Annotated in this window: 30 protein-coding genes and 1 tRNA gene; 16 read left to right on the top strand and 15 right to left on the bottom strand. The window is 60.0% G+C overall.

The genetic code is table 11. The annotated features are described in order from the left end of the window. The first annotated feature begins 15 nt into the window (after positions 1 to 15). The 4 genes from CY652_RS24675 to CY652_RS19155 all read left to right on the top strand — a co-directional run bounded on the left by CY652_RS24675 (position 16) and on the right by CY652_RS19155 (position 2,754). A complete protein-coding gene (locus tag CY652_RS24675; RefSeq protein ID WP_219723778.1) occupies positions 16 to 234 on the top strand; it encodes a hypothetical protein in 219 nt (72 codons plus the stop codon). Between the two features lie 335 nt (positions 235 to 569). Continuing rightward, entirely contained in the window at positions 570 to 1,112 is a 543-nt protein-coding gene (locus tag CY652_RS19165; protein WP_102132302.1) for an AAA family ATPase, read from the top strand. A 36-nt stretch (positions 1,113 to 1,148) separates the two neighbouring features. Beyond that, positions 1,149 to 1,225: transfer RNA gene (locus CY652_RS19160), tRNA-Met, on the top strand. Positions 1,226 to 1,302: 77 nt separating this feature from the next. Continuing rightward, the gene (locus tag CY652_RS19155) at positions 1,303 to 2,754 is read left to right on the top strand and encodes a site-specific integrase (RefSeq protein WP_102132301.1); all 1,452 of its coding nucleotides are present in this window, start codon (positions 1,303 to 1,305) and stop codon (positions 2,752 to 2,754) included. Between the two features lie 8 nt (positions 2,755 to 2,762). Here the strand turns inward: CY652_RS19155 and CY652_RS19150 are convergent, their stop codons facing one another. Next, entirely contained in the window at positions 2,763 to 3,005 is a 243-nt protein-coding gene (locus tag CY652_RS19150) for a helix-turn-helix domain-containing protein (RefSeq protein ID WP_102132300.1), read from the bottom strand. A gap of 108 nt (positions 3,006 to 3,113) precedes the next feature. Here CY652_RS19150 and CY652_RS24185 point away from each other — a divergent pair, with 108 nt between their 5' ends. From CY652_RS24185 to CY652_RS19135, 3 genes are read left to right on the top strand one after another with little or no spacing between them, the layout of a single operon-like run. Next, positions 3,114 to 3,971 carry a hypothetical protein gene (locus CY652_RS24185; RefSeq protein ID WP_146010152.1) on the top strand — a complete coding sequence of 286 codons (858 nt, stop codon included), beginning with the start codon at positions 3,114 to 3,116 and terminating at the stop codon, positions 3,969 to 3,971. Positions 3,972 to 3,981: 10 nt separating this feature from the next. Beyond that, a complete protein-coding gene (locus CY652_RS19140) occupies positions 3,982 to 4,278 on the top strand; it encodes a hypothetical protein (RefSeq protein WP_102132298.1) in 297 nt (98 codons plus the stop codon). A 7-nt stretch (positions 4,279 to 4,285) separates the two neighbouring features. Then, a complete protein-coding gene (locus CY652_RS19135) occupies positions 4,286 to 4,810 on the top strand; it encodes a hypothetical protein (protein WP_102132297.1) in 525 nt (174 codons plus the stop codon). Between the two features lie 218 nt (positions 4,811 to 5,028). Here the strand turns inward: CY652_RS19135 and CY652_RS19130 are convergent, their stop codons facing one another. The 7 genes from CY652_RS19130 to CY652_RS24170 all read right to left on the bottom strand — a co-directional run bounded on the left by CY652_RS19130 (position 5,029) and on the right by CY652_RS24170 (position 10,528). Continuing rightward, entirely contained in the window at positions 5,029 to 5,874 is an 846-nt protein-coding gene (locus CY652_RS19130) for a DUF2971 domain-containing protein (RefSeq protein ID WP_102132296.1), read from the bottom strand. Positions 5,875 to 6,010: 136 nt separating this feature from the next. Beyond that, on the bottom strand, positions 6,011 to 7,366 hold the full coding sequence (locus CY652_RS19125) for a relaxase/mobilization nuclease domain-containing protein (RefSeq protein WP_102132295.1): 1,356 nt from the start codon (positions 7,364 to 7,366) through the stop codon (positions 6,011 to 6,013). Continuing rightward, the gene (locus CY652_RS24180) at positions 7,363 to 7,773 is read right to left on the bottom strand and encodes a plasmid mobilization protein (protein ID WP_146010151.1); all 411 of its coding nucleotides are present in this window, start codon (positions 7,771 to 7,773) and stop codon (positions 7,363 to 7,365) included. The genes CY652_RS19125 and CY652_RS24180 overlap by 4 nt, the downstream gene beginning before the upstream one ends. Before the next feature lie 273 nt (positions 7,774 to 8,046). Continuing rightward, positions 8,047 to 8,322, bottom strand: coding sequence for a hypothetical protein (locus CY652_RS24175; protein ID WP_146010150.1), 276 nt, complete (start codon positions 8,320 to 8,322; stop codon positions 8,047 to 8,049). A gap of 138 nt (positions 8,323 to 8,460) precedes the next feature. Further along, the gene (locus CY652_RS19110) at positions 8,461 to 8,754 is read right to left on the bottom strand and encodes a hypothetical protein (protein ID WP_102132292.1); all 294 of its coding nucleotides are present in this window, start codon (positions 8,752 to 8,754) and stop codon (positions 8,461 to 8,463) included. Between the two features lie 78 nt (positions 8,755 to 8,832). Next, entirely contained in the window at positions 8,833 to 10,290 is a 1,458-nt protein-coding gene (locus CY652_RS19105; RefSeq protein ID WP_102132291.1) for a DNA primase family protein, read from the bottom strand. Between the two features lie 37 nt (positions 10,291 to 10,327). Next, positions 10,328 to 10,528 carry a hypothetical protein gene (locus tag CY652_RS24170; RefSeq protein ID WP_146010149.1) on the bottom strand — a complete coding sequence of 67 codons (201 nt, stop codon included), beginning with the start codon at positions 10,526 to 10,528 and terminating at the stop codon, positions 10,328 to 10,330. A 41-nt stretch (positions 10,529 to 10,569) separates the two neighbouring features. On the opposite strand from CY652_RS24170, the gene CY652_RS19100 reads away from it, so the two are divergent. From CY652_RS19100 to CY652_RS19075, 6 genes are all read left to right on the top strand, one after another. Then, positions 10,570 to 11,427, top strand: a complete 858-nt coding sequence (locus tag CY652_RS19100; protein WP_102132290.1) for a hypothetical protein — start codon at positions 10,570 to 10,572, stop codon at positions 11,425 to 11,427. A gap of 144 nt (positions 11,428 to 11,571) precedes the next feature. Next, complete coding sequence (locus CY652_RS19095; RefSeq protein WP_102132289.1) at positions 11,572 to 12,078, top strand: GNAT family N-acetyltransferase; 507 nt, start codon at positions 11,572 to 11,574, stop codon at positions 12,076 to 12,078. Between the two features lie 42 nt (positions 12,079 to 12,120). Continuing rightward, positions 12,121 to 12,864 carry a hypothetical protein gene (locus tag CY652_RS24930; RefSeq protein WP_258002371.1) on the top strand — a complete coding sequence of 248 codons (744 nt, stop codon included), beginning with the start codon at positions 12,121 to 12,123 and terminating at the stop codon, positions 12,862 to 12,864. Positions 12,865 to 13,123: 259 nt separating this feature from the next. Next, the gene (locus tag CY652_RS19085; protein WP_102132288.1) at positions 13,124 to 13,435 is read left to right on the top strand and encodes a hypothetical protein; all 312 of its coding nucleotides are present in this window, start codon (positions 13,124 to 13,126) and stop codon (positions 13,433 to 13,435) included. Positions 13,436 to 13,543: 108 nt separating this feature from the next. Further along, entirely contained in the window at positions 13,544 to 14,209 is a 666-nt protein-coding gene (locus CY652_RS19080) for an HAD-IA family hydrolase (RefSeq protein ID WP_374703677.1), read from the top strand. A gap of 14 nt (positions 14,210 to 14,223) precedes the next feature. After that, positions 14,224 to 15,366 (top strand): DSD1 family PLP-dependent enzyme, encoded by a 1,143-nt coding sequence (locus CY652_RS19075; RefSeq protein ID WP_102132353.1) that lies wholly within the window; start codon positions 14,224 to 14,226, stop codon positions 15,364 to 15,366. Positions 15,367 to 15,562: 196 nt separating this feature from the next. On the opposite strand, the gene CY652_RS19070 is transcribed toward CY652_RS19075, so the two are convergent. Beyond that, a complete protein-coding gene (locus CY652_RS19070) occupies positions 15,563 to 16,237 on the bottom strand; it encodes a TetR/AcrR family transcriptional regulator (RefSeq protein ID WP_102132286.1) in 675 nt (224 codons plus the stop codon). 285 nt (positions 16,238 to 16,522) lie between these two features. Here CY652_RS19070 and CY652_RS19065 point away from each other — a divergent pair, with 285 nt between their 5' ends. Both CY652_RS19065 and CY652_RS19060 read left to right on the top strand, forming a co-directional pair. Beyond that, positions 16,523 to 17,353, top strand: coding sequence for a MipA/OmpV family protein (locus CY652_RS19065; RefSeq protein ID WP_102132285.1), 831 nt, complete (start codon positions 16,523 to 16,525; stop codon positions 17,351 to 17,353). Positions 17,354 to 17,661: 308 nt separating this feature from the next. Continuing rightward, positions 17,662 to 18,990 (top strand): gamma-glutamyl-gamma-aminobutyrate hydrolase family protein, encoded by a 1,329-nt coding sequence (locus tag CY652_RS19060; protein ID WP_180970669.1) that lies wholly within the window; start codon positions 17,662 to 17,664, stop codon positions 18,988 to 18,990. A gap of 15 nt (positions 18,991 to 19,005) precedes the next feature. Here the strand turns inward: CY652_RS19060 and CY652_RS19055 are convergent, their stop codons facing one another. From CY652_RS19055 to CY652_RS19040, 4 genes are all read right to left on the bottom strand, one after another. Beyond that, positions 19,006 to 20,481 (bottom strand): NAD-dependent succinate-semialdehyde dehydrogenase, encoded by a 1,476-nt coding sequence (locus CY652_RS19055; protein ID WP_102132283.1) that lies wholly within the window; start codon positions 20,479 to 20,481, stop codon positions 19,006 to 19,008. Between the two features lie 68 nt (positions 20,482 to 20,549). After that, on the bottom strand, positions 20,550 to 21,848 hold the full coding sequence (locus CY652_RS19050) for an MFS transporter (protein ID WP_102132282.1): 1,299 nt from the start codon (positions 21,846 to 21,848) through the stop codon (positions 20,550 to 20,552). Between the two features lie 51 nt (positions 21,849 to 21,899). After that, positions 21,900 to 22,829: an amidohydrolase family protein gene (locus tag CY652_RS19045; RefSeq protein ID WP_102132281.1), complete on the bottom strand. Its 930-nt coding sequence runs from the start codon at positions 22,827 to 22,829 to the stop codon at positions 21,900 to 21,902. An 83-nt stretch (positions 22,830 to 22,912) separates the two neighbouring features. Then, complete coding sequence (locus CY652_RS19040) at positions 22,913 to 23,797, bottom strand: NAD(P)-dependent oxidoreductase (RefSeq protein ID WP_102132352.1); 885 nt, start codon at positions 23,795 to 23,797, stop codon at positions 22,913 to 22,915. A 195-nt stretch (positions 23,798 to 23,992) separates the two neighbouring features. Between CY652_RS19040 and CY652_RS19035 the strand changes: the two genes are divergently transcribed. Then, positions 23,993 to 24,820, top strand: coding sequence for a FadR/GntR family transcriptional regulator (locus tag CY652_RS19035; RefSeq protein ID WP_102132280.1), 828 nt, complete (start codon positions 23,993 to 23,995; stop codon positions 24,818 to 24,820). Positions 24,821 to 24,840: 20 nt separating this feature from the next. On the opposite strand, the gene CY652_RS19030 is transcribed toward CY652_RS19035, so the two are convergent. Next, positions 24,841 to 25,773: an amidohydrolase family protein gene (locus tag CY652_RS19030; protein ID WP_102132279.1), complete on the bottom strand. Its 933-nt coding sequence runs from the start codon at positions 25,771 to 25,773 to the stop codon at positions 24,841 to 24,843. Between the two features lie 247 nt (positions 25,774 to 26,020). After that, a complete protein-coding gene (locus CY652_RS19025; RefSeq protein WP_102132278.1) occupies positions 26,021 to 26,806 on the bottom strand; it encodes an enoyl-CoA hydratase/isomerase family protein in 786 nt (261 codons plus the stop codon). Between the last annotated feature and the right edge of the window lie 2 nt (positions 26,807 to 26,808).

Below are 26,808 nucleotides of genomic sequence, written 5' to 3'. Positions count from 1 at the left end.
GAGACCGCGCGGGGTATGATCAAGGCTCCGAGGGGCGTGCTGCATGTGCCGACAATCAACCACTATCTGGCGGCGCTGCGACTCGACCAGCCGCATCTGCTGCGGCAACCGCCAGCGGTACGGTTCCAGGCCGAACACAGCAACGACTGCTGGCAATTCGGCCTGTCGCCTTCAGATCTGAAGCACATCGAGCCCCCGCGTGCACCGACCCGAGCAAAAGCGAACCGACACTGACGCTGTTCAGCATGGCCGATGACCGCAGCGGCACAGCATACCAGGAATACCGCTACGTCTACGGCGAGGACGCCGAATCTGCACTGCACTTCATGTTCAACGCGATGGCGGCCCGGCCCGCCCGCTGGCAAAACTCTCGCCGCAGGAGCGACTGTTCATCGATCAGGTGCTCGCCGAGACCATGGTGCATCGCATCGTGCTGGCGCGGGTTCGCGAATATTTCCGCCACAGGAAGTCAGGAGAAGGCCATGCAAGTTGAAGTGATGTAGCACTACGGACTGAGCACACCGCTGAATCAGGCCGGATACTTCGAAACAGAACATCACCAGCGGTTCATGAAGGACATCAAGGGCGCGATCTTCGAGGAGCAGCTGATCACCGTGTGCGGCGCTGTCGGCAGCGGCAAGACGATGATGATGCGCCGGCTGCAACTGGCGCTCGAGGACGAAAAGCGCGTGACCGTTTCGAAGTCGCTGGCGATCGAGAAGCCCCGCATCAAGCTCGCGACGTTCATCGCTGCGCTGTTCTATGATCTGTCGACCGAGAAGCAGGTGCGCATTCCAACGCAGGGTGAAAAACGCGAACGTGACCTGCGCGAGTTCATCCGGAAGAACAAGCGCCCGGTGGCGCTGTTCGTCGACGAAGCGCATGACCTGAACGATACGCTCACGGGGCTGAAGCGCTTGATGGAGCTGGTCGAGGACGGCGGCGGCAGCTTGTTGGTGATCCTCGCCGGTCATCCGAAGCTGCGCAACGATTTGCGGCGCGCGACTCGTGAAGGAAACGAAGGATGCGGACCTTCATGCCCGGAATTGATCGAGTCGGCCGGGTGGGCGGGTCGGCCCGGATTTTTCCGGCGGCCCAAGGGCGGGGGTTGACAAGGGACGATCGTATCTGGATAATCTTTTTTCTTTGGCGAATTAGCTCAGTTGGTTAGAGCGACGGAATCATAATCCGCAGGTCCGGGGTTCGAGTCCCTGATTCGCCACCAAACACAAAAAGCCCCATGCAATCAACAAGTTGCATGGGGCTTTTTCCATTCGGTGGGTCACTTGGTGGGTCATTCCCATGCACAAGTTGCCCCGTCTCTACCGTTCGCGCCACGGTGTCTACTACCTTCGCGTCATCCAGAACAAGCGGAAAATCCGCCGCTCACTTGGAACCAAAGACTTCCATCAAGCTAGAATTTCGGCTCTGTCACTGAATCTTCAGCTTGCCACTATGTCCGACCCTTTCGACCTCGACGGCGATAATTTGCGGAAGCTTGATCTCATCATCAGCCCGACCGGCGAAATCAACTTCAAGGACATCCAGCCGCATGATGTAAGGGTCATCAAGGACATCCTGCAAAACGTAAATCTCAAGTCCGACACTCAGTCCGATGCCGAGCTTGCCCAGAAGCAGGCTGCCCGATTGGCCGCCCTTCCCGGCCTCACTGCCGAAGCATCGCACGCGAATATGGTGAAGATTCTCGACGCATGTGCCTCACTTCCCCCCGAGGATAGGGTGGCCTACATGCGACGCGAAAAAGCCGCCTTCGAGCAACAGTTTCAGGCGCCGAAACAGACTAGCGAGAAATTCACTGCCGTTGTCGCTCTCTATTTGAACGAAAAGAAGCTCGACAATGTGCCCAAGACGCTCTATGACAAAGAGCGCGTCTACACCGAGTTTCAAGGCTTCTTTGGCGATCTGGACATCAATGCCTATACGCCTCAAGAAGGCATTGCCTACAAGAACCGGCTGCTCGGAAAGAATGCGTCAGCAAGTGCAATCAATGCCCGCTGTTCGTTCATGCGGTCACTTTTCGAGTATGCGATTGATAACAATCTCTACTTCGCGGCCAATCCGTTCGAGAAGGTCAAGATATCGACTAAGGCGAAGCTGAAGAAGCAGATTCAGTCCTATCAGCCTTTCACAGAAGAAGAACTTGCTGTTGTCTTCGAGGAAAGTGCCTACCGTGCGTTTATGGACAAGCCGGATTACTACTGGCTACCGTTTCTCGGTCTTTACACGGGTGCCCGGCTTGAAGAGTTGGCAAGTCTGCCGCTTGATCGCATCTTCAAAGCTGACGGCGTATGGGTGTTCGATATCCAGGCGGATGTCGCCAAGAACCAGAATTCAGTTCGCAAGATTCCTATCCCGGAAGTGGTGCTTCAATCCGGTTTCTTCGCTTATATCGAGAGTGTCAAGACAAGCGGTGGCACGCAGCTCTTTCCTCATTTGATCAAGGGCAAGAACGGTTACTCGAAGAACGCATCCCGGCGATTCGGGCAGTATCTGGACACGAGGGGAATCACTGACGGCCGAAAGGTCTACCACTCGTTTCGCTCGAATTTCATCAACGCAACCACGAACGAGAACGTTCACCCGGCAATCATCATGGGGCTGGTTGGGCACTATGAGCAGAGCAAGATTGATTTCTCAAGCCCACACTTTCAGCACTATCAGAAGAAGAAACCCCTTGAGATTCTGAAGGACGCCATCGATAAAGCGTCTTATCCAATCAAGCTGTTTTGGTAACGGGGGGGTTAGGCCCCTGCGTCAACCAGCTTCGTGACAGCTTGATCCGGTGCAACCTCACACGCGCGGCACCATTCCAAATAAAACAGAACGTCCATATACCGTTCACCGCGCTCTATCTTCGATAGATACGATTGGTCTACGCTCAAGCGCTCGGCCAGTTGAACCTGAGTAAGCCCCGCCCCTTTTCGCAATGCCTTCAGGTGGGTCCGAAGAGCCTTGTATCGGGGATGATGGACGGATGGAAGCATACCGTCATGCTCACAGCTACATTGCAATAGGCCACTTTGGCCTATTTTGCGTTAATATCCGCCCCAACATGGCTCATGCCGTGCCGACCAACCAGATACGGGGGCGAAATGCGTTTGAAAGTAGCTGTGGTAGCAGTGCTGGCGGTGTCGTTGTCCGCCTGCGGTGGTGGCGGAAGCGATAACAGTAGCAATAACAGCGGCGGCAACAGCCAAGCCAGTTCACCGAGTGGTGGTGCGTCGTCGCCGGTTGTCCCGACCGATGCGCAGATCCTGGCGGATATCGCCACGAGTCAGGGCACGGCAACGAACACGCCGATCTGGGATACGTCGCAGGCCTATGGGGCTATCGGCAATCCCTACAAAGGTGGTGTGGACGGTGTCCATTCCTATCGTTGGAACATCGAGCGCGACGGTCTGATCCCGATTCTCGACACCAGTGGTCGTCCTGAGCTGACTACGGCTTTGAACAATCTGGAATCCGCTGTGGGTAAGACCTTGTTCAACCGTCTGCCTGCAACGACGAATCCGGCATCGGTGACTCGGGGTGTCGTCTTCAACAATGAGACACCCCCGACCCAAGGTTCCACTGAGCCGAACAACTGTGGCGAGGTCTACGCCAACAAACAGAACATGTTTGGCTTGTGGGTCGATCCGACGTATTCCATCGACCCGCCTCTCGCTTCCGACTGGCAAGCCGAGGTGGATTCCAGCCCGCTTATCGACCCGCGCGCAACCTTCAATGTGGATGTCGATTTCAGTAACGGGAACTGCGCCCCGTTCGAGCCGTTGGTCGAGCATGAACTGTTGCACGCACTCGGACTGACCAATCACTTCGACGGCTTCGGTCAGGGCAGTGGCGGCAACTGCAACGGGGCACTGTGCACCGACCGCGCTTATCCCGTTCTCAAGACCTTGTATGCCAATCCGCCGATGACGGCGATTACGAGCATGACCATCGCACGATAGGGGAACAACCATGCCCATCGAGAAAAAGCAGTATTCACGGAACGACCGAATTGTCGAAACCCTCGACATCACGGATGCAGGTGAATGGCTCGGAAAAGCGGTGGTTGATTACCCGCTGGCAATCGCATGGCTGTTGCTTCGCCTGTTTCCCTTCGTCATTCCGATGTGGCTGATCAACCGATATGCAGGCGACTACGGCTATCTGCGACTCGGCTCATGGCTCTACTTCGGCATGTTGCTGGCGAGCCTGCCGTGGTTCATCTGGCAGTGCATTCGTCTGCTTCGCAAGCGTTCACGGAACCAATAAGGACATCATGGAAAGCACCATCAATTTCAAGCAAGCCTGCCAAGTCACGACGCAACTGGATGGCTCTGTCGCCATCACCTTCCGGCAACGGCGCATCAACTTCGTCGCGGCTGACTTGCTGCTGGCCGTGCCTGCGGTCATTCTGCTGATCGTCGGCCTTTTTGCCTCGCTCTATTTCGGCGTCAACCACGGATTTATCGCGGGCTTGCTGGCACTGTTCGTCGTGTTCTTCCTGCCGATCATCGTGTTTTATCGGCTCAACTGGACGACGGCGACCATCAGTGTCGAGCGGAACGGTATTCGTTGGGGACGGCACGCCATGAACTACGATGACTTCACCGATATCGGCTGGAAGAGCACGGTTCGCAAGGCAAACCGTGGCCCACTGACAGCGACTGATTCCTATGTCTACATCATGGCAAAGGGACGGGAAATCGCCGTCACCAAGGAAGTCAAAGGCGAAGGTGCGCGCGACATTGCTGAAGCCTTGGACAAGGCTGCCACGCACCATGTGAACCAGTTGTCGCGATAGATCTGCTGTAGTCCATTCTGAACAGCTTATCCACGGTTTTCGAAGCGACCGCATCTATCGGTCATGGGCTAGAAAACGGTGGGTAAGCCGTTCTGTCTTTGTGTCCGGGGGCGACTGCCGTCCCGTGTCGGACATCTATCCCAGACGGCTAAAATCCTCGTCGGAGAAGGCTGTGCCCGGGGTGTCTGGGATGTCCGGGTAAAAAGTCGCTATGTCTCTTAGCGATATGGGCACTCAGACTTTATGAGCTTGGCGTCGACAGCGTGTGATCTCAAAAATCTAGCGATGTAAGAGTCCGTCTCACGGTCGAGATTACCGGGTCCGATCACGACTTCACGAATACAAGTCAGGATGTCCGGGGTCTCGCAATAGGGTGTTAGTCCGTATTTTCCATAGCGCCATCGGATCTCGGGTTGAGGGCCTTCCGTGAGAAGCTTTTTTAAATGAACTGGTCTTGTGGCATCGTAAATGATGCGCCATTCGTTTTCGTTACCGAAAGCCGGATGTTTGAGATAGGCGCACATTCGGTTGATGTAATCTCGCGCGGACTGAGTGGTCCCGATTTCAACCCCTTCCTGCGCGCGTCCGTATTCCAGAATCTTGTCAAGATGCGGTTTTAGGTTCTGATCGTTCCCGTAAATTACGGGCGCGAACTGCCAGTCGCCATCTGTTTTTTCCAATGGCACGGCTACATAACCATCGCTGAGAATCGGTGCACCGACCGTTTTACGGAGGTCATTGATGTCAAAGCCGATTGCAAATCCTGTGCCTTTTTCTGCGTATGCTACCCACTGCCCTACTGAATCTCGCTCTGTTGAGAAACAGCAAATATGAAAGTCACTCAGATCCTCAACAACGTCAAAGTGGAAGCCTAGGGCTGAATAGAAATCCTCCAGCGATTGGTTATCTTTAGAATGCCTTATGATGTAATCTAGCGCCTTCTCTTTGAAGAATTCAAGCTCTCGGCGATCATTTGTCTTTCTCGCGTCCGTGAGTCGAAGCCTTCCGGATTCGATAATTGAGACAAACGCATTCGCATCGCAGTAGTGGTATACGATTGTCATCTGTGAACTCTCATCGGATTGTCGGTTCCGCTACGTCCAGACGATAGCATCAATTTACCCCGGACATCCCAGACACCCCAGACACGGCCTTATCTGATAAGGGGTTCGGCCGGCTGGGATGAAAAATCGTCCTCGGTCACTTGCGGTCCCCGGACACGCGAACCGTTCCGCTGGTCATATTGAGTTGCCGCTGTCTGGCTTGGGCAAGCTGCAATTCTAGCCGTCGCTTGCGTTCCATCAAGGCCATGATTTTTCTCTCGGCACTGACTTTCTGCTCGGGGCTTCTCGCACTGTTCATCTCAGCAACCGCGGCATTGATGCTGGACTCGATATCCGACAGACTTGCCATGAGCCCGGCGATGCCGAAGTCACTGGTCATGTTGGCACGATCCCCCATCACGGCCTGATCTCTCATCATCTTGATCGTTTTCATCACGCCGGACTTGTTCTCATGCTTGCCGGGCGATGAATCCGTATTCTGCTGATGGTCGGCTGTTTGGGCTGGTTTCTTCTCTTTCATACTGTTCTCCTCTGTTGTTTTCGTTATGGATTGGGCTGTCTTGCCTTGCCGCTCAATGCGATTCATCTGCACACGCTCGGAACGCATCATGCGTGGCGAAAGATAGGCACGCACATTGAACTGACGGCGAGCCTCGACAAGCTGATGCAAGCCGTGCTCTGCCTGCTGGAATTCACCAGGCGATAGGTGCTGGTCAGGCTTCATATCTCGGGCAGACTGAACCAATTGCCTATAGTCGGTATCTGCCCGGTAGAGCGGGCCTCGAAAGCGTTTTGCCTTCTGGGCACCGGGAAATTTCATCGATAGGTAGTCTTGCCCCTTCCGGGTAATCTCAACCCCGTATTGTTCGACAAGGAAATCGCAGAGCTGGTCACGGTTGGCGATTTGACCGGAACGGATAGCCTTGGTCAGCCGTTTGTGCAGATAGAGCTTGTTGCTACGGTCGGTCTTGCCTTCCGGGGTGTATCGCTCGAAATTGCTCAGAGCCAGTTTCAACGGATCGGGCACAACCTGGGCATAGCCAAGCCGGTGATTCGTGACTTGGGTGAAAGCCTCGTATAGCCGGATGTTCTGCTGGCCCGGTGGATGAATATTCATCCGTCTGCCGGTGGTCATCTCAGTCATGGGCACAACGAAATGGATCTCGGTGTTGCCCTTATCCCGGTGCAGGACAAACAGGCTATTAAAATGCTCAGGCCCGAGACCCGGACACATTGTCTGTTTGAATGACCGGATGACCTCGCGCATCTGTTCACGGCTGGGCTGCTCGTTGTCGCGGAAAGCAATCGCGCCAGATACATACTTATGCTTGCGCTGAATGCTATTGATGACGGCGACGGTCAGGTCGGGGCTGCCTTCCAATACTTCGGGGGCAACGGAGCGCGGCTGTCCGGTGTGATCTCGGTCACTCAGTAGGTAGTTGATGGGGGACTCGCCACGCGAAATCCCCGCATTGAACACACGAACAATCATGCTGTTTCCGTGGTTCCCCCCTGTTTCACTGCCTTCCAGACATCTTCGGCATATTCCTGAACCTGCATGAGCACGAGCAGGATTTCATCGTCTGGTTGTTGTCCTTCATTGAGGCGACCAGCTATCTCGGCGACATAGTTGCCTATGCGGTTGATGGTCTGCAACCATGCTTGCCCGTCTTTGCTGGCAGACACGGCAGAGCCATTCAGCAGGGTGTTCCGAAGATACTGGGCAAGATTGCCGTAGCCTGCGTCAAAGGCTTGTCGCCAGAGCTGGTCTCGTTCATCGTTGCTGAAACGAATCTCGACACGACGGTCACGACGGTAGATGTTGCCATCTGCGCCTGACTGACCTGCTTGCTTTTTGAGAGATGGGGCTGCTGCCTCATCAAATTGAATCTGTTCCATATCGGCTCCTATAGTTGTTATGGTTATGGGCCGAGCTGCTGTCCGTCTGTGTCGCTGGTGTGCTGTTTATGGGACTGGGCACCCCAGAGCTATCGTTTAGCATGGGTTCGCCATGCTAAATGTTGACCTTGCTTAGATTCCTAGTCGTTCGGCTTCCTATATAGATACCGGATTTTTTTAGGAAATCAAGGTCAATCCGACGAACGGTTATTCCAAGTTTTCCGACGACGATGTAAGCTTTATCGGCAGTCTCAATATTAATCAGAAATCGGTCTAGGCCAAGCTCATACGGGAAACATGATGGATTCTAGAGTCGTCGCAATCGCAGTTGTTTTGTTCGTGGTTCTGGTTGTTCTGCTCATCGCGCTTCGCTACGTTCGCAAATGGTTTGACGCGCATCCCAATTGGAAAATCGTAGCTGCGGTCGGGATGGTTGTCGCTTGTTTCCTCGTCATTGCCGCTAAACCGCAGTTTTCTGACTTCCTGGATTGCCTGCCGGTGCATAGCCTTGCGTGCATCGTCCCGATTCCTCGGTAAGTATTTTCGCATGCGAAATTCCCCGGACACGTCGGACACCCCAGACATAGTCATACGCGACAAGGGTTTGCGCCGTCCGGGTGCCGGTTCTGTCCGGGCAAATAAAAAGAGCCGCAGGCTGCGGCTCTTCGTTCGATGGGTTCATGTCGGCTAGTCCACGATGGCGATAAAACGATCCCAGTTCACCGGTTCCGACTTCAACCGACCACCCTTGAAGCCCTCGTCAAGCACCCGGACATAGGCCATCTTGTCCGTCTTGAACTGTCGCCAACTGGTGGGGCTTCCACTGTTGCTCTTGCCTTCCACCTGATACCCGAGCAACCGGGGTTCGCCATGCGCCATGCCGTAAAGGTGGGGTTCAACATGGCGATGGTGCCCGTCATAGTAGAAGCCGATCAGCTTCTTCTCAAGAATCGCCTGACAGATAATTTCTTCGTTTTTCATATGTATTCCTTATAAAGTAAGTGGGTTATTTACTGCAATGGACGGTCGTGAACCTACACCACGATCCAGACTACGACTTCAAACCTTGAAGGGATCGTCCTCAAGTTCGTCCGACTGGGGCGGGGTGGGTTCATCATCAAACCGTCCGACCGCCAGATTCACACAGTAGGCACGGTGCTTCTTGCCACCTTCCCGGACCATGATCCGCTCATTCTTGATACCGGGAATCTCGCCGTTCAGGCGCTTGAAGAACTGGGCCTCATTGCATGCGGGAAAGCCTTTCTGCTCACAGTGCTCGCAATAGCTCTCATACAGTGCTTTCTTGGTCGTCTTGGCATCGGCATCCAGCACCACACCCATAGACCAAATCCAGCTGGTGACCGTATTGGAATCTGCCTTGGCTTCCTGCTTCGCCTGCTCAACCGAGTCGGGAATCTGGAAGTCACCCCGTTCAACCAGACGGCTCAAACCTGCCAGTGCCCAATCGAGCACGATGTGCAGTTCGTCACGGATAATCTTCTGGTCAAGACCGTGAATGATGTCCTTGCCCTTGACCTGCACATTCCAGTTGATGATGTGGAATCGTCGCCACCAGCCGTCCGAATAGTCATCGATGGCGGGCATGTGGTTCCCGCAGATAATCCACTTGGCAATCGGCTTGTAGCTGAAGGCAGCCTTGTATTTGGGATTGATGTCGATATACCCCTGCGAAATCAGGCTTTTCAGTGCCTGCTGGTTGATCTTCGCCTTCGGCGTTTCGTCGCAGATGGCAAGCGAGGCCCCGACGATGGAAGTCAGGTCAAAGCCATCCAGCTTGTCCAGCCGCATTGCCACGGCTTTCTCATGCAAAGCACGGGCAATGTTGAGCATGACGGACTTGCCGTTACTGCCGTTGCCGATCCAGAGTTGGGCACATTGCAGATTCATGTTGCACAGGGTGTAGCCGATGTATTCCTGCACCAGTTCCCGCACAGCCAGATCCGGCAACGAGGTATTCAGGTATCGCCCGAACAGCGAGTCAGGCGGAACCGGTGCCGGGGTGTAATAGCCAGGGAACGGACGAGCATTGAGGCGGATACCGTGGGTAATACCGACCTTGCGATCCGGGGACTCGACAGACCAGCCAAACTCGTCCAGCACGAACCACTGCTTGCCGGCCGGGACGACAATACGGTCAGGTTTGGGCGGCATCTGCTGGGTGAGCAGCAGAGCCGTCTTGTAGCAGCTCTTGGCAGTCTGTTCGGTGGCACGGGCACGATTGTTCGACTGAAGCCATTTCAAGGCATCCCGTTTTGCCTCGTTGTCCGTCTGCAACTGCCAGTAACTATCATTCCAGACATACAGGTAGGCTTCATCGGTGGCCAGATCTTGATTGCCCGCGCACTGTTCTGCATAGAGGATTTCAGGGGCTTCCATGACCGGTTTCTTGGGCGCCGCCGACATCAGTTGCAGGGCTTGGGTGATTTGTTCCCCCGAGACGATGTGTTCACCCGCCTTGGTTTGAGCGGGTTGCATTTCAAATTGAATAGTTTCCATGTTTATCCTTTTTCGAGTTATTAGGTTGGTTTGTTGATTAACGGCTGACGAATTTGACCGACTTCAGTTCCACTTCCTCGCTATCGATATCCTCTTCGATCAACAGATCCGCCGATTCCCAAGGCAGGCGGGCCAGAAAGTACTCTTTGGCCAAGGCTTCGGTTTCTGCCTCAATACGATAAACACCGGAATGAACAGTCGTTCGCTCGGCTTCAATCTCATAGGTATTCAGATTCATTTTGTTTTCCTCTTATTTACAAATGAGCCTTATTGCTCATTATGTCCGCCATTTTTTCAGATAATCGAATAAAATGGACCACCAAAACGGGGGGTACGACTTTGGTGGAAAAGACGGCAGGGAAGACAAAGAAAGGGACCGACAAGCCGAGGTCTGCGATTGCTACAGTCCGGGCCAGGGTGTGGCTTGAGGCCGTGCGGCGGAAGTCCGGTGTCGAGCGTGTGAACGGAAAATTGGTTTATGAAAGGATTTCGACAGCCTACTTCGACGCACTCGTTGGCAGCGCTGTGCCTGCCGACGCAGGGGAACCACGGTTCTATCGCTATGCAGACGGCAAGGCGTCGCCGAACGAGAAGACACTGAAGCCGGTGGATATCGTGTGGGCTGGCACGCGAGCTGCGCACGACATTGGCCCCACAGAGGGCGATGAACGGATCAGGCTGTGGGCAGCCTTCGGCGAGCCGTCAACCGACCTATGGGATGTCGTCTGCGACGCGTTTCCAGATATGGTTGAGAGCCTGCTTGCGGGCAAGCCGCATTACGCACGCATTGGCATGCTGGAAGCCGTGGTTGCCAACCTGTTGGCAGAGCCAGAAGGGGACGGCAAAGCCAGCCGAATGCTGCGGCTCTATAACAGCCAACATCTTCCGTCGCTTAAAGTGCTCGCCGGCATTCTTGCCTTCTGGCGGTTGAGCACGCTGGTCTATGACGATGTGGACGGGCGGATCTACGGGATGATGAACTTCGCCGTGAATGATGTGTTTCGTCCGGCGCTGGAACAATGGGACGCTTACCCGTTCCTGTGGAATGCGATCACCGAGCTGCACGAGCAGGAAAAGGCGAAATTCGGCCAACTTATTGCTAAATACCAGCCTCGTGTGTCCGAGGTGGCTGAGTAAGTTTCCCCAGACACCTATCCCGGACGGCTGAAATCCTTGTCAGATAAGGCCGTGCCCGGGGTGTCTGGGATGTCCGGGATAAATTGAAGGTATTGCCTGTAAAACCGACTGTGTTTCCAACAATCTGAGCCGCATAACCGAACAATGATCACGATTCGCCCGCTGGATACCTCTGACGCAGAACGTTATAAAACCATTCGGCTACTAGCGGTTAAAACGTCCCCGACTTCGCTATGGCCCACGCTTGAGGAGGTGGAAAGTCTGTCGATTGACGAGTTTGCCGATCGTCTTGTGTCTACAGAAACGCAGGCCGTATTTGGCGCCTTTGCTTTGGATACTCTTGTCGGGATAACCGGGGTGCGTCGTGAGTCCTTGGTGCAAGTTCGTCACCAAGCAACCATCTGGGGCGTATTCGTAGATCCAGAGTATCGCCGAAACGGTATTGCTCAGAAGCTATTGAACGCGGCAACCGAGCATGCGCGGCAGGAATGGGATTGCATTCAGATGAAGCTCTACGTCAATGCCGAGAACGCTGCTGCAAAAGAGCTTTACCTGTCACAGGGCTTTGTTATCGTCGGCATGGAACCTCGCGCTTTGCGAGTTGGTGATCGGTTCTACGACGAGGAACGCATGCATAAGGTTCTTCGGTAATTCGAATCGGGGCCGACCAAGCTACACGAACCGAGGTAAAAAATGAGCAACGGTCAGACCGATGGTGCCTCGACGAAAGAGGTGTGGACGAAGCAGCAAGAAGAGGAATGGCAAGCGTTTCAGTCCTTCCAGAAGGATTATCCGTTGCCGTATGGTGTTATTGAGCGCTCAGATAAACCCGATGTGCTGATACATGGCGATCGGAAACTGGGGATCGAGCTAACCACCCTCTATATTCTTGATGGTCAGGATATCGCCAGCGAACAGAGGCAAGCTAAACGTCGAGAAGGTGTCGCCACTCGTGCCCAAGAACTGCATGCTAAAGCTGGTGGCCAGCCCATTGAACTAGCCATAGGCTTCAACCCCGAGTTCCCGATCACTGACATAGAAGGTTTGGCACATAGCCTTGCCGAAGTTGCGATGTATGTGCAGCGCGGCGAACCCGGGCATGTTGAACAAGCTACATACGATCATCTCGACTGCTTGGATTACATGTATTTCAGTGGTGAGTGGGCTAAACCCCGTTGGTTTGTTCAGCAAAGCTATTCTGTCCCGATGCTTCAGGTTAATCGGGTGCGGGAAATTGTCGCTGACAAGATCGCCAAGGCAAAAGAATACAGGTCATGCGATATCTATTGGCTGGTCATCACCGTGGATTTCTGGAACCCGGCTCAGGATCAAGACATTGAGTGGCCGGTTGGCGAGACTATCGATTACGGGCCATTTGATCGTGTTTTTCTGCACAAGCCAGCTTACCAGCGAGTGATTCAGGTTCCTCGGGCATAAATTAACTATAGAAGAGATGTCGAATTTATCCCGGACATCCCTGACACCCCAGACACGGCCTTATCTGGCAACGATTTCAGCTGTCCAAGGTGCATGGTCAAGCAATAACCAGTTGGTCAGCCCGGACATAACAGCCCCATGAAATCAATACCTTCCGGTCTTCTCAGTTGGTGGCGAACGTGAGACACTTAGTGAGTCCGTTTTTTTCGAAAACTCGGCCTGCCATATGGGGTAAGTGGTTGATCCTGAATGATTTTCCATGAAATGGAATTTCATCCCTGATTCGCCACCAAATCTTAAAGCCCTGATTTATCAGGGCTTTTTCTTTTCCAGGCTGGCGAAGCGACTTCAGAACTCGACTTCACAGGTTATTCGCCACCATGCCGACTCGGCGTCGGGCCTCCCGGCTGCATCGCAGCCGCTATCCGACCAGCCATTGACCGAAACAGCCGACCGTTTCGATGCTTTGCGGCATTTCAGCAAAACCCGGGCCGGTCGCGGCGTCAGGGTCGCGCCGAAACTCAGCCGTAACGACGTCGATGCGATTCGCCGCTGGGTTTGCGAGGGGTGAGGCATCACATCCTGCTTTCCGAATGGGATGTGGCCTGCCTCAGCAAGGCAGGCCGAAACCTATAATCGAATCCGCCACCCTGAATTCCGATTATCAAGGTCCATGCCCGTGGAAGACGCCTCACCCCATCCCCGCTATCCGAAAGCCGTCCTGTTCGATCTGCTGACCGCATTGCTCGATTCCTGGACGCTCTGGAATCGTTCCGCCGGATCTGAGCTGGCGGGCAGAGCCTGGCGCGCCGAGTACCTGCGCCTTACCTATGGCTGCGGCCAATACGTCGAATATGAAACGCTGGTGAGACAGGCGGCGCAGCACGTCGGCCTTCCTGCCTCCGCGCCGCAAGCGCTCGAGGAAAACTGGCTCGAGCTTGCGCCATGGAATGGGGCCCTGGATGCGTTGCGGCAACTGCAGCCTCACTGCAAGCTTGCCGTCGTCACGAATTGCTCCAATCGACTCGGTCGACAAGCCGCATCGATTCTGCCCGTGCGATGGGACGCGGTGGTGACGGCAGAAGAAGCCGGTACCTACAAACCCGATCCCCGTCCCTATCGGCTTGCGCTCGACGCACTAAACGTCTCGCCCCGGGAAGCGGCGTTCGTCGCCGGCTCCAGTTACGACATGTTCGGTACCGCCGCCGTCGGATTGCGGACGTACTGGCACAACCGGATCGGCTTGCCGCTCGTCGCACGCGCGCAAACGCCGGAGATCGAATCCCCGACACTCGGTTCACTCGTCTCGTGGGCCAGCCGCTTCGAACCCGACACGCAACCATGACACCCGATAACATCATGACGCTCGAGTTACTGGATACACCGGCGGCCATCATCGACGTCCGCCGGATGCAAAAGAACATCGCCTCGATGCAGGAGCGAATGAACGCCCTGGGCGCGAAATTCCGGCCGCACGTGAAGACGTCGAAATGCCTCGACGTCGTGCAAGCGCAGATCGTCGCCGGAGCGCAAGGCATGACGGTTTCCACGCTGAAAGAAGCGGAAACGTTCTTCGCGGCCGGCATCGCGGACATTCTCTACGCCGTCAGCATCATTCCCTCCAAACTCCCCCGGGTCATGGCGCTCAGGAAACGGGGATGCGATCTGAAGATCATCGTCGACAATGCAAGCGCCGCCGCGGGAATCGTGGCGTTCTGCCGGACGGCGAATGAACCACTCGAAGTATGGATCGAAGTGGATACCGACGGGCATCGCTCCGGCATCACGCCCGAAGAGGATGCGCTGCTGGAAGTCGGCCTCATCCTGCAGGCGGGCGGCGTCAAGGTCGGGGGCGTCATGACGCATGCCGGCTCGAGCTACGAACTGAACACATGGGAAGCCCTGGCGGCGCTCGCCGAGCAGGAACGCGCCGGCTGCGTACGCGCCGCGCAACGCCTGCGCGCCGCCGGCATTCCATGCGAAACCATCAGCGTCGGCTCGACGCCGACCGCGCTGGCCGCAAAAAATCTTGATGGCGTCACCGAGGTTCGCGCCGGCGTTTACGTATTTTTCGATCTCGTGATGCACAACGTCGGCGTATGCCCGGTCGACGACATCGCGCTCAGCGTGCTCACCACCGTCATCGGCCATCAACGGGACAAGGGGTGGGTCATCGTGGACGCGGGCTGGATGGCCATGAGTCGCGATCGCGGCACGTCGAAACAATCCCGCGATTTCGGCTACGGACTGCCCTGCACGCTAGACGGCACGCCGCTCGACGGCTACGTGCTGATCGGCGCCAACCAGGAGCACGGCATTCTGGCTCGAGCCGATGCCGACCACGCCGCCGACGACGGCGACCTCAACGTCCGCTTTCCGGTCGGCACGCGACTGCGCATCCTGCCGAATCACGCTTGCGCGACCGGCGCGCAGTTCCCCGAATACCATGCCCTGGAACCGACCGGAGAACTGGCCGTGTGGGGACGCTTTCATGGCTGGTGAAAATCATCCATCGTTCGCGGGAGCCCGCCCCCCCCGCGCCGGGTCCGGCAACCCCGGGCGGCCAAACCGTTCTCCAGCCCGCGCCTCCACAACGAATACGCGCCTTGCAGCGCCGTCACCGAATGAACCGCGTGTGCACTGCGGCATCGCCTCCGGCAGCCCGAAAACCGGGTTCCCCTGCCCGCATGACGCGCGATCAGATTCCGCCAGCACGAACGCGCTGCGACAGCGCCGCCAGGAACGCCCTGCGCAACCCCGCGTTCGATTCGCTGCCCAACGGCATTTTCAGAAACTCGAGCCTCGGGGTACGCTCAAGCGTCGCGAAACCATGCAGGGCGCTCCAGACGAACAGCGCCGTTGCCCAACTGTCCCGTTCGGATTCGTCTTTAGCGCCGTGGCCCGTTCCATCCGCAAGGATCTCGCGGAGGATTTCGAATGCGCCCCGCGCGGCCGCGCTGTAATCCGGGTCCAGCCTGTCGCGCATGTCGTCGCTGAACATGATCCTGTACCGCGCGGGCTTGCGCTCCGCAAATCTCAGGTAGGCGTCGCATATTGCCTCGAGCGGGTCGCTACCGTTGAGCTCGGCCCGCTTGCGCGCCGCCTTCAGCAGCTTCGAAAACTCCGTGAAGCTGACGGTCGCCACGGCGGCGATCAAGCCGGATACGTTGCCGAAGTGATGGGCCACGGCCGTCGGCGACACGCCAACGCGGCGCGCGCACTCGCGCAGCGAGAACTCCGGGGTTCCCTTCTCCTCCAGCAACGCCTCGGCGGCGGCAACCAACGCATTCTTCAAGTCGCCGTGGTGATACTGGTCTCGCGACTCGGCCCGGTCGGGCGAAGCCGCCTTTGCCTTCTGCTCGTCGACTGACATACAGCTCTTCTCCTGCGATTTTCACCGACTCGCCGCCGGACGCCACCCATGTCCGGCCGCGGCGCCGACGATCTTCCATAACGGTCGCACATTGCCCGCCCGTCCGTCACCGCCGGACAGGCAATAGCAAAAATTTTAACATATATCTTGACACCGTACAAATTTTCGACCTACATTTAATCTTGACGATGTACACATATCCTTGATCGATCGCCCACCCGAATAGGGGCGATCGGTAAAGGCCCGCAATGACGTCCTGCAACTCCTCCATTCAAGGGATCGACAATGGTCAGGTTCACGGCTCACCGCTACTGTCCGCTGGCATTGCTGGCTGCAACGCTGGCGCTCGCCCCGGCTGTCCGGGCCGAAGGCAACGACACATCCCAAAGCGGCAACAACGGCAATCCATTCGTATTGCTCAACAACTCCATCAACGTCACCCAATGGGGACTGGGTGCAGGCGTCAACGTCAGGCAGTCCATCTACCGGGGATACAGCGCCCGGGTTACCCCAATACCCATCCTCTACTTCGACGACAAATGGATCCGCTTCACGGGAACGACGCTCGACCTGAAGATTCTGAACATGAACGCAGGCAGTTGGGGAAACGTGCTAATGAGCCTGCGGGGAACCTACGATCTCGAAGACGGCTATCGGGGAACGCACGCCGCCGCATTGAACGGGATGCAGAACCGGGACGGCGCCTTCTGGTATGGACCCGCGCTTGAATGGAGAACGGCGTTCGGAACGCTGAATACGCAATTCCTGACCGGCGAGAACAAGGGACAACGGGCAAGCCTTGAATTCGAACATGCGTTCCGGCTTGCCGGTTTGACCGTCTCGCCTCATATCGGCGCGGAATGGCTGAGCCACGATTACGCCGACTACTACTACGACGTGCGTCCATCGGAAGCCCGACCGGGCAGAGACGCCTATACGGGGACTGCGAGCTACGTCGTGTCCGCGGGGGCGCGAGCCGATTATTCCTTGACGCCGCATCAAACCGTCAGTCTGGATCTTGGCGTCTCCCGCTTCGGCAGCGGCGTGACGGACAGCCCGATCGTCAACAGGAAAACCTCCCCCGAAGCCACGCTCGATTATTTCTACCGCTTCTGAAGCGCACGACGGCGGCCGCGTCGAAGCGCCGGATCGGCGCGAGGCAGGTCGGCAACGGTATCGGCAGGCATCGGGCTCCCCGACGAGCCTGCGCCCGAACCCCAGCCCATTTCCCGCGAAAGCCGCCCCCGGATAAAACACCGGACCGCCGAACGTCGCGAACGCTGAATGGTGCCGGCGCAGTCTGCTTCGCAGCCCCGCTCAAAATTTCGCATACGCCCGAATGCCCGGCATCGACGGCCCGTATAGTCGATCGTCGATCAGGGCAAATTTCAGCGGAAAACGAAATGATAGGGCGCGCGAAAAGCATGGATGCCGGGCTTTCCTGCGGATCGGAAGCAAGCACAGGCCCCGAGGAAGACAGCGAAAAGTCGAAAGCCGGCCACTCTCGCTCGACGGCACCGTCCGCCGTGCCAGCATCGGGGCTTTACAGCAAACTCGCCGCTCTTGGGCGGCCGCTGACCCAGAGGATCACGATTGCCTATCGCGACTGCGCTTTCGGCTCGGGGGCATTCTGGGATCACTACACGATCCAGGCCGTTACGAAGCGGAAAACGGTGATCTCTCACAACGAGAAGGTCGACCCCAGGATTCAAGGCGGCCGCCCCAATGACAAGCAAGGATTCAAAGGCCAGCTAAAAACTACACCCGCGACGACCACCGACGAAGGCAAAGGGCTGCTAGTGATCACCGGCGGCCGGTACGGACTCGACAGCGAAAGCCCGAATCCCCGGCACGTTCCCAGTGACGGTGCCGTACCACGCCATCGGAATCGCGTCGACCACGAGTTGGCCCTGCTCAGGCAGGCGCAGTTGACGGGCCGCCCCGTACTCGGCATTTGCGGCGGTTCATGGCGCGTGCTGGAGAGCCATGGCGGCACGACCCGTCAACTGAAGAACGGCACGCATCAGGGCCCCATGCCGTTCATCGATCGGGATGGCAAGGTAGGCGGAAACGTCGCCGCCCATGACATCGAAATCGGGCCCGGCAGCATGCTGCATTCGATTTCGGCATGGCAGAAGGTCCCCAAAGTACGGGCAGACGGCACGGAATACCTGGGCTGGGAAAAAAGCGAAGACGCGCAGCAGTTCCGCGTCAACACGGTGCACTGGGCAGCGGCGCACGAAGACGAACACGGGCTCGTGCGCGGGCCTGCCGCCCCTCGCGAAGACGCACGGGAAACGGATGCGAAGCTGAAGACGCTGCAGGTATCGGCACGCGAAACGCGAGCCCATTCGTCTTACGTCGACGACACCGGGGCGGGCTCAGGCCAGGGCAATGCGCCCATTCCTCTGTCTGTCGAAGCGTTCGAGACGCGTTCGGGCGCGCCGGCGATAGGCGTTCAGTGGCACCCGGAAGCCTACGCGCCCGTTCCCGAAGGCAGCGACGGCCCGGGCCCGAACGCGGACGAATCCGGGAAACCGCACCCCGGCAGAAATCTGAGCCTCGACATTCTGAATTACATGGCGAAAGCCGGGGACGCCTACGAGGCGCACCGCGCCATGACCCGCGCGTTCGAGGCCCAAATCGAGACCCGAACAGGCGGCGCGCCGAGCGATGAAATCGACAGCCGGCAAGCCGCGGGATGGCTCGGCGCCGACAAACCGCCGAAATCGACGTCCGGCGGCAACGCCTGATCCGTGTCCGGCGGTTCAGCCGTCCAGCCCGCCCTCGCACAGATACTTGATCGTCAGATAGTCGTCGAGCCCGTAACGGGAGCCCTCGCGCCCGTAGCCCGACTCCTTCACGCCGCCGAACGGCGCCGCCTCGCTCGCGACGGCGCCTTCGTTCACGCCGATCACGCCGGCCTCGAGCCGCGCGCTCACGCGATGGATGCGCCGTACGTTCTGCGTATAGAAATACGCGGCGAGACCGAACGGCGTGTCGTTCGCCGCGCGAATCGCCTCGTCCTCGTGCTCGAAGCGAAAGATCGGCACGACGGGGCCGAACGTCTCCTCGCGGCATACGACCATCGCGTCGGTCGCGTCGACGAGAACGGTCGGCGCGTAATAATGCGGGCCGAGTGCGTCGAGGCGCCGGCCGCCGGTCAGCACGCGTGCGCCGTGCTCGCGCGCATCGTCGACGTGGCGGGCGATCTTGCCGACGGCCCGCGCGTTGATCATCGGACCGATCTGCGCGGCCGGGTCGGTCGCCGGGCCGACCTTCAGCGCGCCGACCCGCTCGGCAAGCCGCGCGGCAAACGCGTCGTAGACGCCCGCCTGCACGTAGACCCGGTTCGGGCAGACGCAGGTCTGGCCGCCGTTGCGGAATTTCGCCGCGAGGAGCCCGGTCACGGCCGCGTCGAGGTCGGCGTCGTCGAACACGATGAACGGCGCATTGCCGCCCAGCTCCAGCGACAGCTTCTTCAGCGTACCCGCCGACTCGCGCGCGAGATGCTTGCCGACCGGCGTCGAGCCCGTGAACGTGATCTTGCGCACGCGCGGGTCCTCGAGCCAGTCGGCGACGGCCTCGATGCCGTGCTCGCGCGAGGCCGAGATCATGTTGAGCACGCCGTCGGGCACGCCGGCTTCCTGCGCGAGCAGCGCCAGCGCGAGCGCGGTGAGCGGCGTATCCTCGGCCGGCTTCGCGACCACGGTGCAGCCGACCGCCAGCGCCGGCGCGATCTTGCGCGCGATCATCGCGAGCGGGAAGTTCCACGGCGTGATCGCCGCGACGATGCCCACGGGTTCCTTCACGGCCGTCATCCGCTTGCTGCGCTGCTGCTGCGGAATGACGTCGCCGTAGACGCGCGTCGCCTCGCCGGCGAACCACTCGACGTACGACGCGCCGTAGGCGACTTCGCCGCGCGCCTCGGCAAGCGGCTTGCCCTGCTCCGTCGACATCAGTCGCGCGAGATCCTCGGTGTTCGCGAGGATCAGCGCATGCCAGCGCCGCAGGATCGCCTCGCGCTCGCGCGGCAGCTTCCCGCGCCATGCGGGCAGCGCGCGCGCTGCCGCGTCGGTGGCCGCGCGCGCGTCGCGGGCCGAGCTGTCGGCCGCGTCGACCACCGACTCGCCCGTCGCGGGATTGAGCACCGGATAGCGCGCGGCATCCGCGGCGTCGATCCACTTGCCGTCGATGAGGTTTTGCGGGCGGATCAGGTCGCGCCGCGTCAGTTCGAGAAACATTGCCGGACTCCTTCCAGGTAGAGAGTTGAGGGTATCGCGATTCGCGTGGGCCCATCGTTCCGCGACGTTCACGCCGTGCGGCCGACCGCCTGCGCCGACGGGGGACGGTCGCGCGTGACGAGCAGCACCAGCAGCGCGCCCACCACGAGGCAGGCGCCGACGACGATCAGCGCGATATCGGTGCGGCCCGTCACGGCGCTCAGATACCCGATCAGGTAAGGCGCGACGAAGCCCGCGAGATTCGCGATCGCGTTGATCATCGCGATGCCGGCGGCGGCCGTCGCACCGGTCAGCATTGCCGTCGGCAGGCCCCAGAACAGCGCGGGAATCGAGAGCACGCCCATGTTCGCGATGCACAGCGCGAACACGCCGAGCCAGGTCTGGTGCTGCCAGAGCACGCACAGCGCGAAGCCGATCGCGGCCATCACGTAGGCGGCCGTTAGATGCCAGCGGCGATCGTTGTAGTGCCCGGCGCTGTAGCCCATCGCCACCATGCAGACGATCGCGCAGGCGCACGGAATCGCGCTCAGCAGGCCGATCGTCAGCATATTGCGGACGCCCATGTGCTGCACGAGCGTCGGCATCCAGAAGCTGATCGCGTAGAGGCCCATCGTGAACGCGAAATAGATGGCGACCAGCGTCCAGATGCGGCCGTCGCCGAGCAGCGAACCGAACCCGGTTTCGAGCTTGTCGCGGTTCTCGCTGGCGAGCACGGCCTTCAGGTGCCGCTTCTCCGCGTCGCTCAGCCAGTCGACGCTGCCGATCTCGTCGTCCATGCGCAGGAAGATATAAACGCCGAGCGCGATGGTCGGAATGCCCTCGCAGAGAATCAGCCACTGCCAGCCGTGCAGGCCGCCGATCCCCGACATGAACCGCAGGATCGTGCCCGACAGCAGCCCGCCGACCATCCCCGACGACGCGAGCGCGACGTAGAACACGCCCCACGCGCGACTGCGGCGCGCCGCCGGATACCATTGGCTCATGTAATAGATCGCCCCCGGGATGAAGCCGGCCTCGGCAAACCCGAGCAGCAGCCGCATCACGTAGAACTGCATGGGTGTCCTGATGAATATGGTCGCGCAGGAGAGTACGCCCCACGTCAGCATGATCCGGGAGATCCAGCGCCTCGCACCGATCCTGTGCAGGATCATGTTGCTCGGCACCTCGAGCAGGAAATAGCCAACGAAGAAAATGCCGGCGCCGAAACCGTAAACGGCGTCGCTGAAATGCAGGTCGCTCGTCATCTGCAGCTTGGCGAATCCAACGTTGACGCGATTCACATAGGAAAAGAAGAACGCCAGCATCAAAACAGGAAGAATGCGAACCGAAATCTTCCTGAAGAGCTGCGCCTCGTCTATGCGCTCCATGTCTGTCTCCTTGATTTTTATATATGGGTTCGGGCTCGCGGCCCGAGTCTTTCAGCCGGTCCGGTAGAAGCGCTGGCACGTTCGCGCGAACAATTCGCGCAATTGCGCCTCGCTTGCATCGGGCAGCGCCTCCACCACGTCGGCGACGGTCTGCGTGAAGTTCGCGGACAAACCGCCGACGGGCAGGTTGCTTGCGAACATCGCGCGCTCATAGCCGAACAGATCGAGCGCCTCGCGAATCACGCGGCGGTTGCCCGGGCTGTCCCAGACGCCGTCCGGCAGTCCGAGTTCCGACACCTTCAGATAGACGTTCGGGCAGTCCGCAAGCGCCGCCATGCCGCGCCGCCACAGCGCGAGCCCTTCGTCGGAACGGTCGACCGGCAGCCCGAGGTGATTGAGCACGATCGGCGTGCACGCGAACGCACGCGCCACTTCGGCCGCCTCCCGGAGATGCCAGTGCGGCACGCGCAGATCCCACGACAGGCCGAAGCGGTCGAGCAGCGCGAAACCGCGCAGCCACGCGTCGTCCTGCATCGTGCCCGGCTGCCCGCGCACGCTCGCGCCGGGGTTCGGCGCGGTGACGGGCTTGGAACGCACGCCCCGCACGAGCGGATTCTCCGCGTGACGCGCGAGCACGGCCTCGCAATCGGGCTGCGTGAAGAACACGTGCGCAACGAGCACGTTCGGCAAGCCCTCGCGCTCATGCAAGTCCGTGAGGAAGGCCGTTTCCTCGATCTGCTCGCGGCGCGAACGCTCGGCTTCGACGTGGACCGTGCCGATCACGTCGAAACCCGCGGTCGCCTTGCGATAGTCGGCCGGCAGGAAATTCCGGCAGATCGCGCGATAGTCGCCGAGGAAGAAGTTCGGGTTGTACGCGTCGGTCAGCCACGGATAATGGCCGGCCGACAGGTCCCAGAAGTGATGGTGGGCATCGAAGATCGGCAGATCGAAGCCGATCGCGTTGCCCGGCTTGTCGCTCATGAGCAATGTCCTGACGGGCACCGGACCGGCCTACGCAGCCGGCCCGGCGGAGATTCATGCGTCCCGGCCGACTGTCGGCCGGCTCAGTTGGCCTGCACCGCGTGGCCGGCGAGAAGGGCGATCAGTTCGGGCACCGGCGCCTGCGGGCCGCCTTCGGCCACCGCGTGCTCGTAGACCTGCTGCACCGCTTTCGCCGCCTCGTTCGCCGCGCCGACTTCGCCCGTCATCGCCACGTAGTAGGTCATGTCCTTCAGCGCGTTCGACATCGAGAAGCGGAAGCCCGAGCTGTCGGCCGACTCGATGAACGGTCGCAACCGCCCGAGCACCACGCCCTCGCCTCCGCCGCTCGCGAGCACGTTGACGAGCACGGACGGGTCCACGCCGGCGCGGTTCGCGCAGGCGGCCGCCTCGGCCAACACGGCGGAAAAGCCGAGCGACACGAAGTTGTGCAACAGCTTGAGCCGATGCCCGGACGACGCCGGCCCGGCAAACACGATGTTCTCGGCGAACGACGCGAGCAGCGGACGGCACTCGTCGAACAACGCGCGATCGCCGCCGACGATGAGGTTCAGCCGGCCTTGCGCGGCCTCCTTCGGCGTGCGCGTCATCGGCGCGTCGAGGAAGCGTCCGCCGGCACGCCCTACCGCCTCGGCAATCTTCAGCGTCGACGACGGAATCGCCGTCGAGCAGTCGATCACCACGGTGCCGGGCTTAAGCGCCGCCAGCACGCCGCTGCGATACAGCACGTCCTCGACCTGCGGCGAGCCGGTCACGCAGAGAATCAGCACGTCGACCGAGCCCGCGAGCACGACCGGATCGGGCGTGCTCGTAGCCCCGGCCGCGACGAGCGCGTCGAGCGGCTGGTTGCCGGGATGGTCGAGCAGCGTCAGCGCGTAGCCGTGCTTGACGATGTTGGTGGCGATGCCGTGGCCCATGAGGCCGACGCCGATCAGGCCGATTCGCTTCATGTTGTCGTCTCCTGTGATTTCGTCGATTCGCAAAGCGATATCGAAGCGATATGAAGCGGGCCGCAGCCGTGCTGCGCCGCCGCCCGCAGAGTTCAGTTGGTATTACAAATTCGTCGTACCTATTTGTCAAGCGAATTGTCGGCTCGGTGCTATCATCGCCCCACTTCCGTTCCCGGCCCTCCCCCGCTATCTTCGATGCCCGACGCCAAGCTGACCCGCGACGCCATCCGGCCCGACGACGAATCCACGCTCGCCGACCGCGTCACCCGGCTGCTGGTCGACCAGATCCGCGGCGGCCACTATCCCGTCAACGCGCGGCTGCCGACCGAGAAATTCATGACCGAGCTGTACGGCGTGAGCCGTACCGTCGTGCGCGAGGCCATCTCGCGGCTCAAATCCGAGGGGCTCGTGGAAACGCGCCAAGGCAGCGGCACCGTGGTGCTCGACCCCAAGGCCTCGCAGGTCTTTCGCCTCGCGCGCAACGACCAGAGCCCGGCCGTCGGCGTCGTGCGCATGATCGAATTGCGCCGCGGCATCGAGGCCGAAATGGCCGTGCTCGCCGCCGAGCGCCGCAACGCGACGCAGATGAGCGCGATCCGCCGCGCGCTGAAGGCCATCGACCGCGCAGTGCAGGCGGGCGGCGACGGCGTCGACGAAGACCTCGAGTTTCATCTGACCATCTCGCGCGCGGCCGGCAATCCTTACTTCACCGAGCTGCTCTCGTTGCTCACGCACGCGCTGCAGGACGCGATCCGCATCACGCGCCACAACGAGGCGCGCCGCGCCGACCTGGCCGCCGGAGTGCGCGCCGAGCACGAGGCGATCGCGGCCGCGATCGAGGCGCGCGACCCGGTCGCCGCACGCCATGCCGCCTACACGCACATGCAGGCCACGTCGATCCGCATCCAGCAAGTCGACCGCAGCTTCTGGACCGGCGACAGCGGTGCCGCGGCGCAACGGCTCGCGCGCGCGCACCTCGGCGAGGTCATCGACGAGCGGGCGGCGCCGAAGCGGCGCCGCTAAAACACGCCAGCGCCGCGCGTTCAGCGTTGCGCAGCGTAGTACGCGCACGCGTTGTCGTGAAACAGCCGGCGCTGGTCGGCCGCGCCGAATCCGGCAACGATCTCGAAGAAACCCGCGTAAATCTCGTCGAACGTCGCGCACAGGCTATCGACCGGGAAATTGCTCGCGAACATGCAGCGTTCGATTCCGAACAGGTCGAGCGTAGTCAGCACGATTTCGCGATTCGCATCGGCACGCCAGCGCACGCCGCGCTGCCCGAGGCCTGAAATCTTCACGGCCACGTTCGGGCAGCACGCCAGCCCGGCCATCGCGCGGCGCCACGCGGCAACCCCCCCGGCGCTGCGGTCGGCCGGCAAGCCGGTGTGGTTGAGCACGATCCGCGTATCGGGAAACCGTTGCGCCAACCCGGCAGCCTCATGCAGATGCCACCACGGCGTCTGCAATTCGAAATGCAGCCCGTAACGCGCCAGCAACGCGTACCCGGCCTGCCATCGGCTATCGGTCATCCCGCCGGGTGCGGCGTCGCCCGGCGCCGAATTCGCGCGCGGCTTGTGACGAATGCCGCGCACGAACGAAAAGCCGGCCAGCCCTTCGAGCGTCGCCTCGACCTCCGGCCGATCGAGCCACGCCTGACCGACCGCGACGACGGGCAGGCCGCTCTCCCGGCGCAACGTCTCGACATAGCGCATTTCGCCGAGCGGATCGCGCGGATCCCACTCCGCCTCGACATACACGCTGCCCGCCAGCCGATAGCGAGCCGTATCGCGCCGGTAATCGGCCGGCAAATACGGCTTGCAGATCGCGCGATAGTCGCCGTAGCGGAAATGCTCGATGGTCTCGCCGCACAACCAGGGGTAGTAGTTGACGGTCGTGTCCCAGAAGTGATGATGCGCGTCGAAGACCGGCATGTCCGGTGCGGCAACGGCCGGCGAAGTCGGGTTCTGCTGGGTCATGATCCGGGTGCGAGAAAACGGGCGGAGATACGCGATGCCAAATTCCGCGATGCCAAGTTGTATGATCAACCTATCATATAACTTAGGGCGCGCGTCTACGGTATTTCCCGTAGTGGCTCCGGTACGGCTCATGCGCAAGACGCGGGCATGACGGCGAACGCCCACAGCGCAGGCGTCGAACGGGAAAAGCGAAAGGAGAAAAAAAGGCGCACCGGAACCGGTGCGCCTTTGCTGCGGCCTGAACTCGTCAGGTGCCGGACCACTCCGGCGTGCGCTTGTCGACGAATGCCTGAACGCCGTGCCGGAAGTCGTTGCTGCCGTAGCACAGCTTCACGAGGTCGTCGCCTTCTAGCGGCAGCGCCTTCAGCATCCGCGAGATCGATTCTTTCGTCACGCGCATCGTGAGCGGCGCATTGTGCGAGAGCCGGTCGACGATCGCCGCGGCGCGCGCGTCGATTTCGGCCGCCTCGACGACGTCGCTGACGAAGCCCGCCGTCTGCGCCTCGGCCGCGCTCAGCATCTCGCCGAGCATCAGCATGCGCTTGGCCCGGCCGATGCCGAATTCCGCGACGATCCGCGCCGTGTTGCTGATCGCGAGACAGTTGCCGAGCGTGCGCGCGATCGGCACGCCGAACCTGGCAAGCGGCGTTGCGATGCGCAAATCGCAGCAGGCGGCAATCGCGAGGCCGCCGCCCACGCACCAGCCGTCGACGATCGCGAGCGTCGGCACGGGCAACCCGTCGACTTTCCCGAGCACCGACTCGATGCGCCGCTCGTAACCCACGCCGTCCTCCGGCGTCGAGAACGCGAGAAACTGCTGGATGTCGGTGCCGGCGACGAACGCCTTGCCGCCCGCGCCGCGAAACGTCGCGACGCGAATGGAACGGTCGCGCGCGATGCGCTCGCAGATCGCCTCCAGTTGCTCGTACATCCGCCACGTCATCGCGTTGTGCGCTTCGGCGCGCTCGAACACCACGTGTGCCGCCGCGCCGTCTATCGTGCAGGTCACCTGCCCTTCGTTCGTCTCGCTCATTT

The organism is Burkholderia sp. WAC0059 (assembly GCF_002870125.1).
Classification (GTDB): Bacteria; Pseudomonadota; Gammaproteobacteria; order Burkholderiales; family Burkholderiaceae; genus Paraburkholderia.
This window is presented reverse-complemented; position numbering and strand designations above follow the sequence as displayed.

Excerpts from the sequence above, each read along its gene's own strand:
- CY652_RS19135 (WP_102132297.1), top strand. The coding sequence starts at position 4,286 with ATGGAAAGCACCATCAATTTCAAGCAAGCCTGCCAAGTCACGACGCAA.
- CY652_RS19165 (WP_102132302.1), top strand. The coding sequence starts at position 570 with ATGAAGGACATCAAGGGCGCGATCTTCGAGGAGCAGCTGATCACCGTG.
- CY652_RS19030 (WP_102132279.1), bottom strand. The coding sequence starts at position 25,773 with ATGACCCAGCAGAACCCGACTTCGCCGGCCGTTGCCGCACCGGACATG.
- CY652_RS24175 (WP_146010150.1), bottom strand. The coding sequence starts at position 8,322 with ATGCGAAAATACTTACCGAGGAATCGGGACGATGCACGCAAGGCTATG.
- CY652_RS19075 (WP_102132353.1), top strand. The coding sequence starts at position 14,224 with ATGACGCTCGAGTTACTGGATACACCGGCGGCCATCATCGACGTCCGC.
- CY652_RS19110 (WP_102132292.1), bottom strand. The coding sequence starts at position 8,754 with ATGAAAAACGAAGAAATTATCTGTCAGGCGATTCTTGAGAAGAAGCTG.
- CY652_RS19100 (WP_102132290.1), top strand. The coding sequence starts at position 10,570 with ATGTCCGCCATTTTTTCAGATAATCGAATAAAATGGACCACCAAAACG.
- CY652_RS24180 (WP_146010151.1), bottom strand. The coding sequence starts at position 7,773 with ATGGAACAGATTCAATTTGATGAGGCAGCAGCCCCATCTCTCAAAAAG.
- CY652_RS24185 (WP_146010152.1), top strand. The coding sequence starts at position 3,114 with ATGCGTTTGAAAGTAGCTGTGGTAGCAGTGCTGGCGGTGTCGTTGTCC.
- CY652_RS19040 (WP_102132352.1), bottom strand. The coding sequence starts at position 23,797 with ATGAAGCGAATCGGCCTGATCGGCGTCGGCCTCATGGGCCACGGCATC.
- CY652_RS19095 (WP_102132289.1), top strand. The coding sequence starts at position 11,572 with ATGATCACGATTCGCCCGCTGGATACCTCTGACGCAGAACGTTATAAA.
- CY652_RS19055 (WP_102132283.1), bottom strand. The coding sequence starts at position 20,481 with ATGTTTCTCGAACTGACGCGGCGCGACCTGATCCGCCCGCAAAACCTC.
- CY652_RS24930 (WP_258002371.1), top strand. The coding sequence starts at position 12,121 with ATGAGCAACGGTCAGACCGATGGTGCCTCGACGAAAGAGGTGTGGACG.
- CY652_RS19150 (WP_102132300.1), bottom strand. The coding sequence starts at position 3,005 with ATGCTTCCATCCGTCCATCATCCCCGATACAAGGCTCTTCGGACCCAC.
- CY652_RS19035 (WP_102132280.1), top strand. The coding sequence starts at position 23,993 with ATGCCCGACGCCAAGCTGACCCGCGACGCCATCCGGCCCGACGACGAA.
- CY652_RS19025 (WP_102132278.1), bottom strand. The coding sequence starts at position 26,806 with ATGAGCGAGACGAACGAAGGGCAGGTGACCTGCACGATAGACGGCGCG.
- CY652_RS19065 (WP_102132285.1), top strand. The coding sequence starts at position 16,523 with ATGGTCAGGTTCACGGCTCACCGCTACTGTCCGCTGGCATTGCTGGCT.
- CY652_RS19085 (WP_102132288.1), top strand. The coding sequence starts at position 13,124 with ATGAAATGGAATTTCATCCCTGATTCGCCACCAAATCTTAAAGCCCTG.
- CY652_RS19105 (WP_102132291.1), bottom strand. The coding sequence starts at position 10,290 with ATGGAAACTATTCAATTTGAAATGCAACCCGCTCAAACCAAGGCGGGT.
- CY652_RS19070 (WP_102132286.1), bottom strand. The coding sequence starts at position 16,237 with ATGTCAGTCGACGAGCAGAAGGCAAAGGCGGCTTCGCCCGACCGGGCC.
- CY652_RS19155 (WP_102132301.1), top strand. The coding sequence starts at position 1,303 with ATGCACAAGTTGCCCCGTCTCTACCGTTCGCGCCACGGTGTCTACTAC.
- CY652_RS24170 (WP_146010149.1), bottom strand. The coding sequence starts at position 10,528 with ATGAATCTGAATACCTATGAGATTGAAGCCGAGCGAACGACTGTTCAT.
- CY652_RS24675 (WP_219723778.1), top strand. The coding sequence starts at position 16 with ATGATCAAGGCTCCGAGGGGCGTGCTGCATGTGCCGACAATCAACCAC.
- CY652_RS19140 (WP_102132298.1), top strand. The coding sequence starts at position 3,982 with ATGCCCATCGAGAAAAAGCAGTATTCACGGAACGACCGAATTGTCGAA.
- CY652_RS19125 (WP_102132295.1), bottom strand. The coding sequence starts at position 7,366 with ATGATTGTTCGTGTGTTCAATGCGGGGATTTCGCGTGGCGAGTCCCCC.
- CY652_RS19045 (WP_102132281.1), bottom strand. The coding sequence starts at position 22,829 with ATGAGCGACAAGCCGGGCAACGCGATCGGCTTCGATCTGCCGATCTTC.
- CY652_RS19130 (WP_102132296.1), bottom strand. The coding sequence starts at position 5,874 with ATGACAATCGTATACCACTACTGCGATGCGAATGCGTTTGTCTCAATT.
- CY652_RS19050 (WP_102132282.1), bottom strand. The coding sequence starts at position 21,848 with ATGGAGCGCATAGACGAGGCGCAGCTCTTCAGGAAGATTTCGGTTCGC.
- CY652_RS19060 (WP_180970669.1), top strand. The coding sequence starts at position 17,662 with ATGGATGCCGGGCTTTCCTGCGGATCGGAAGCAAGCACAGGCCCCGAG.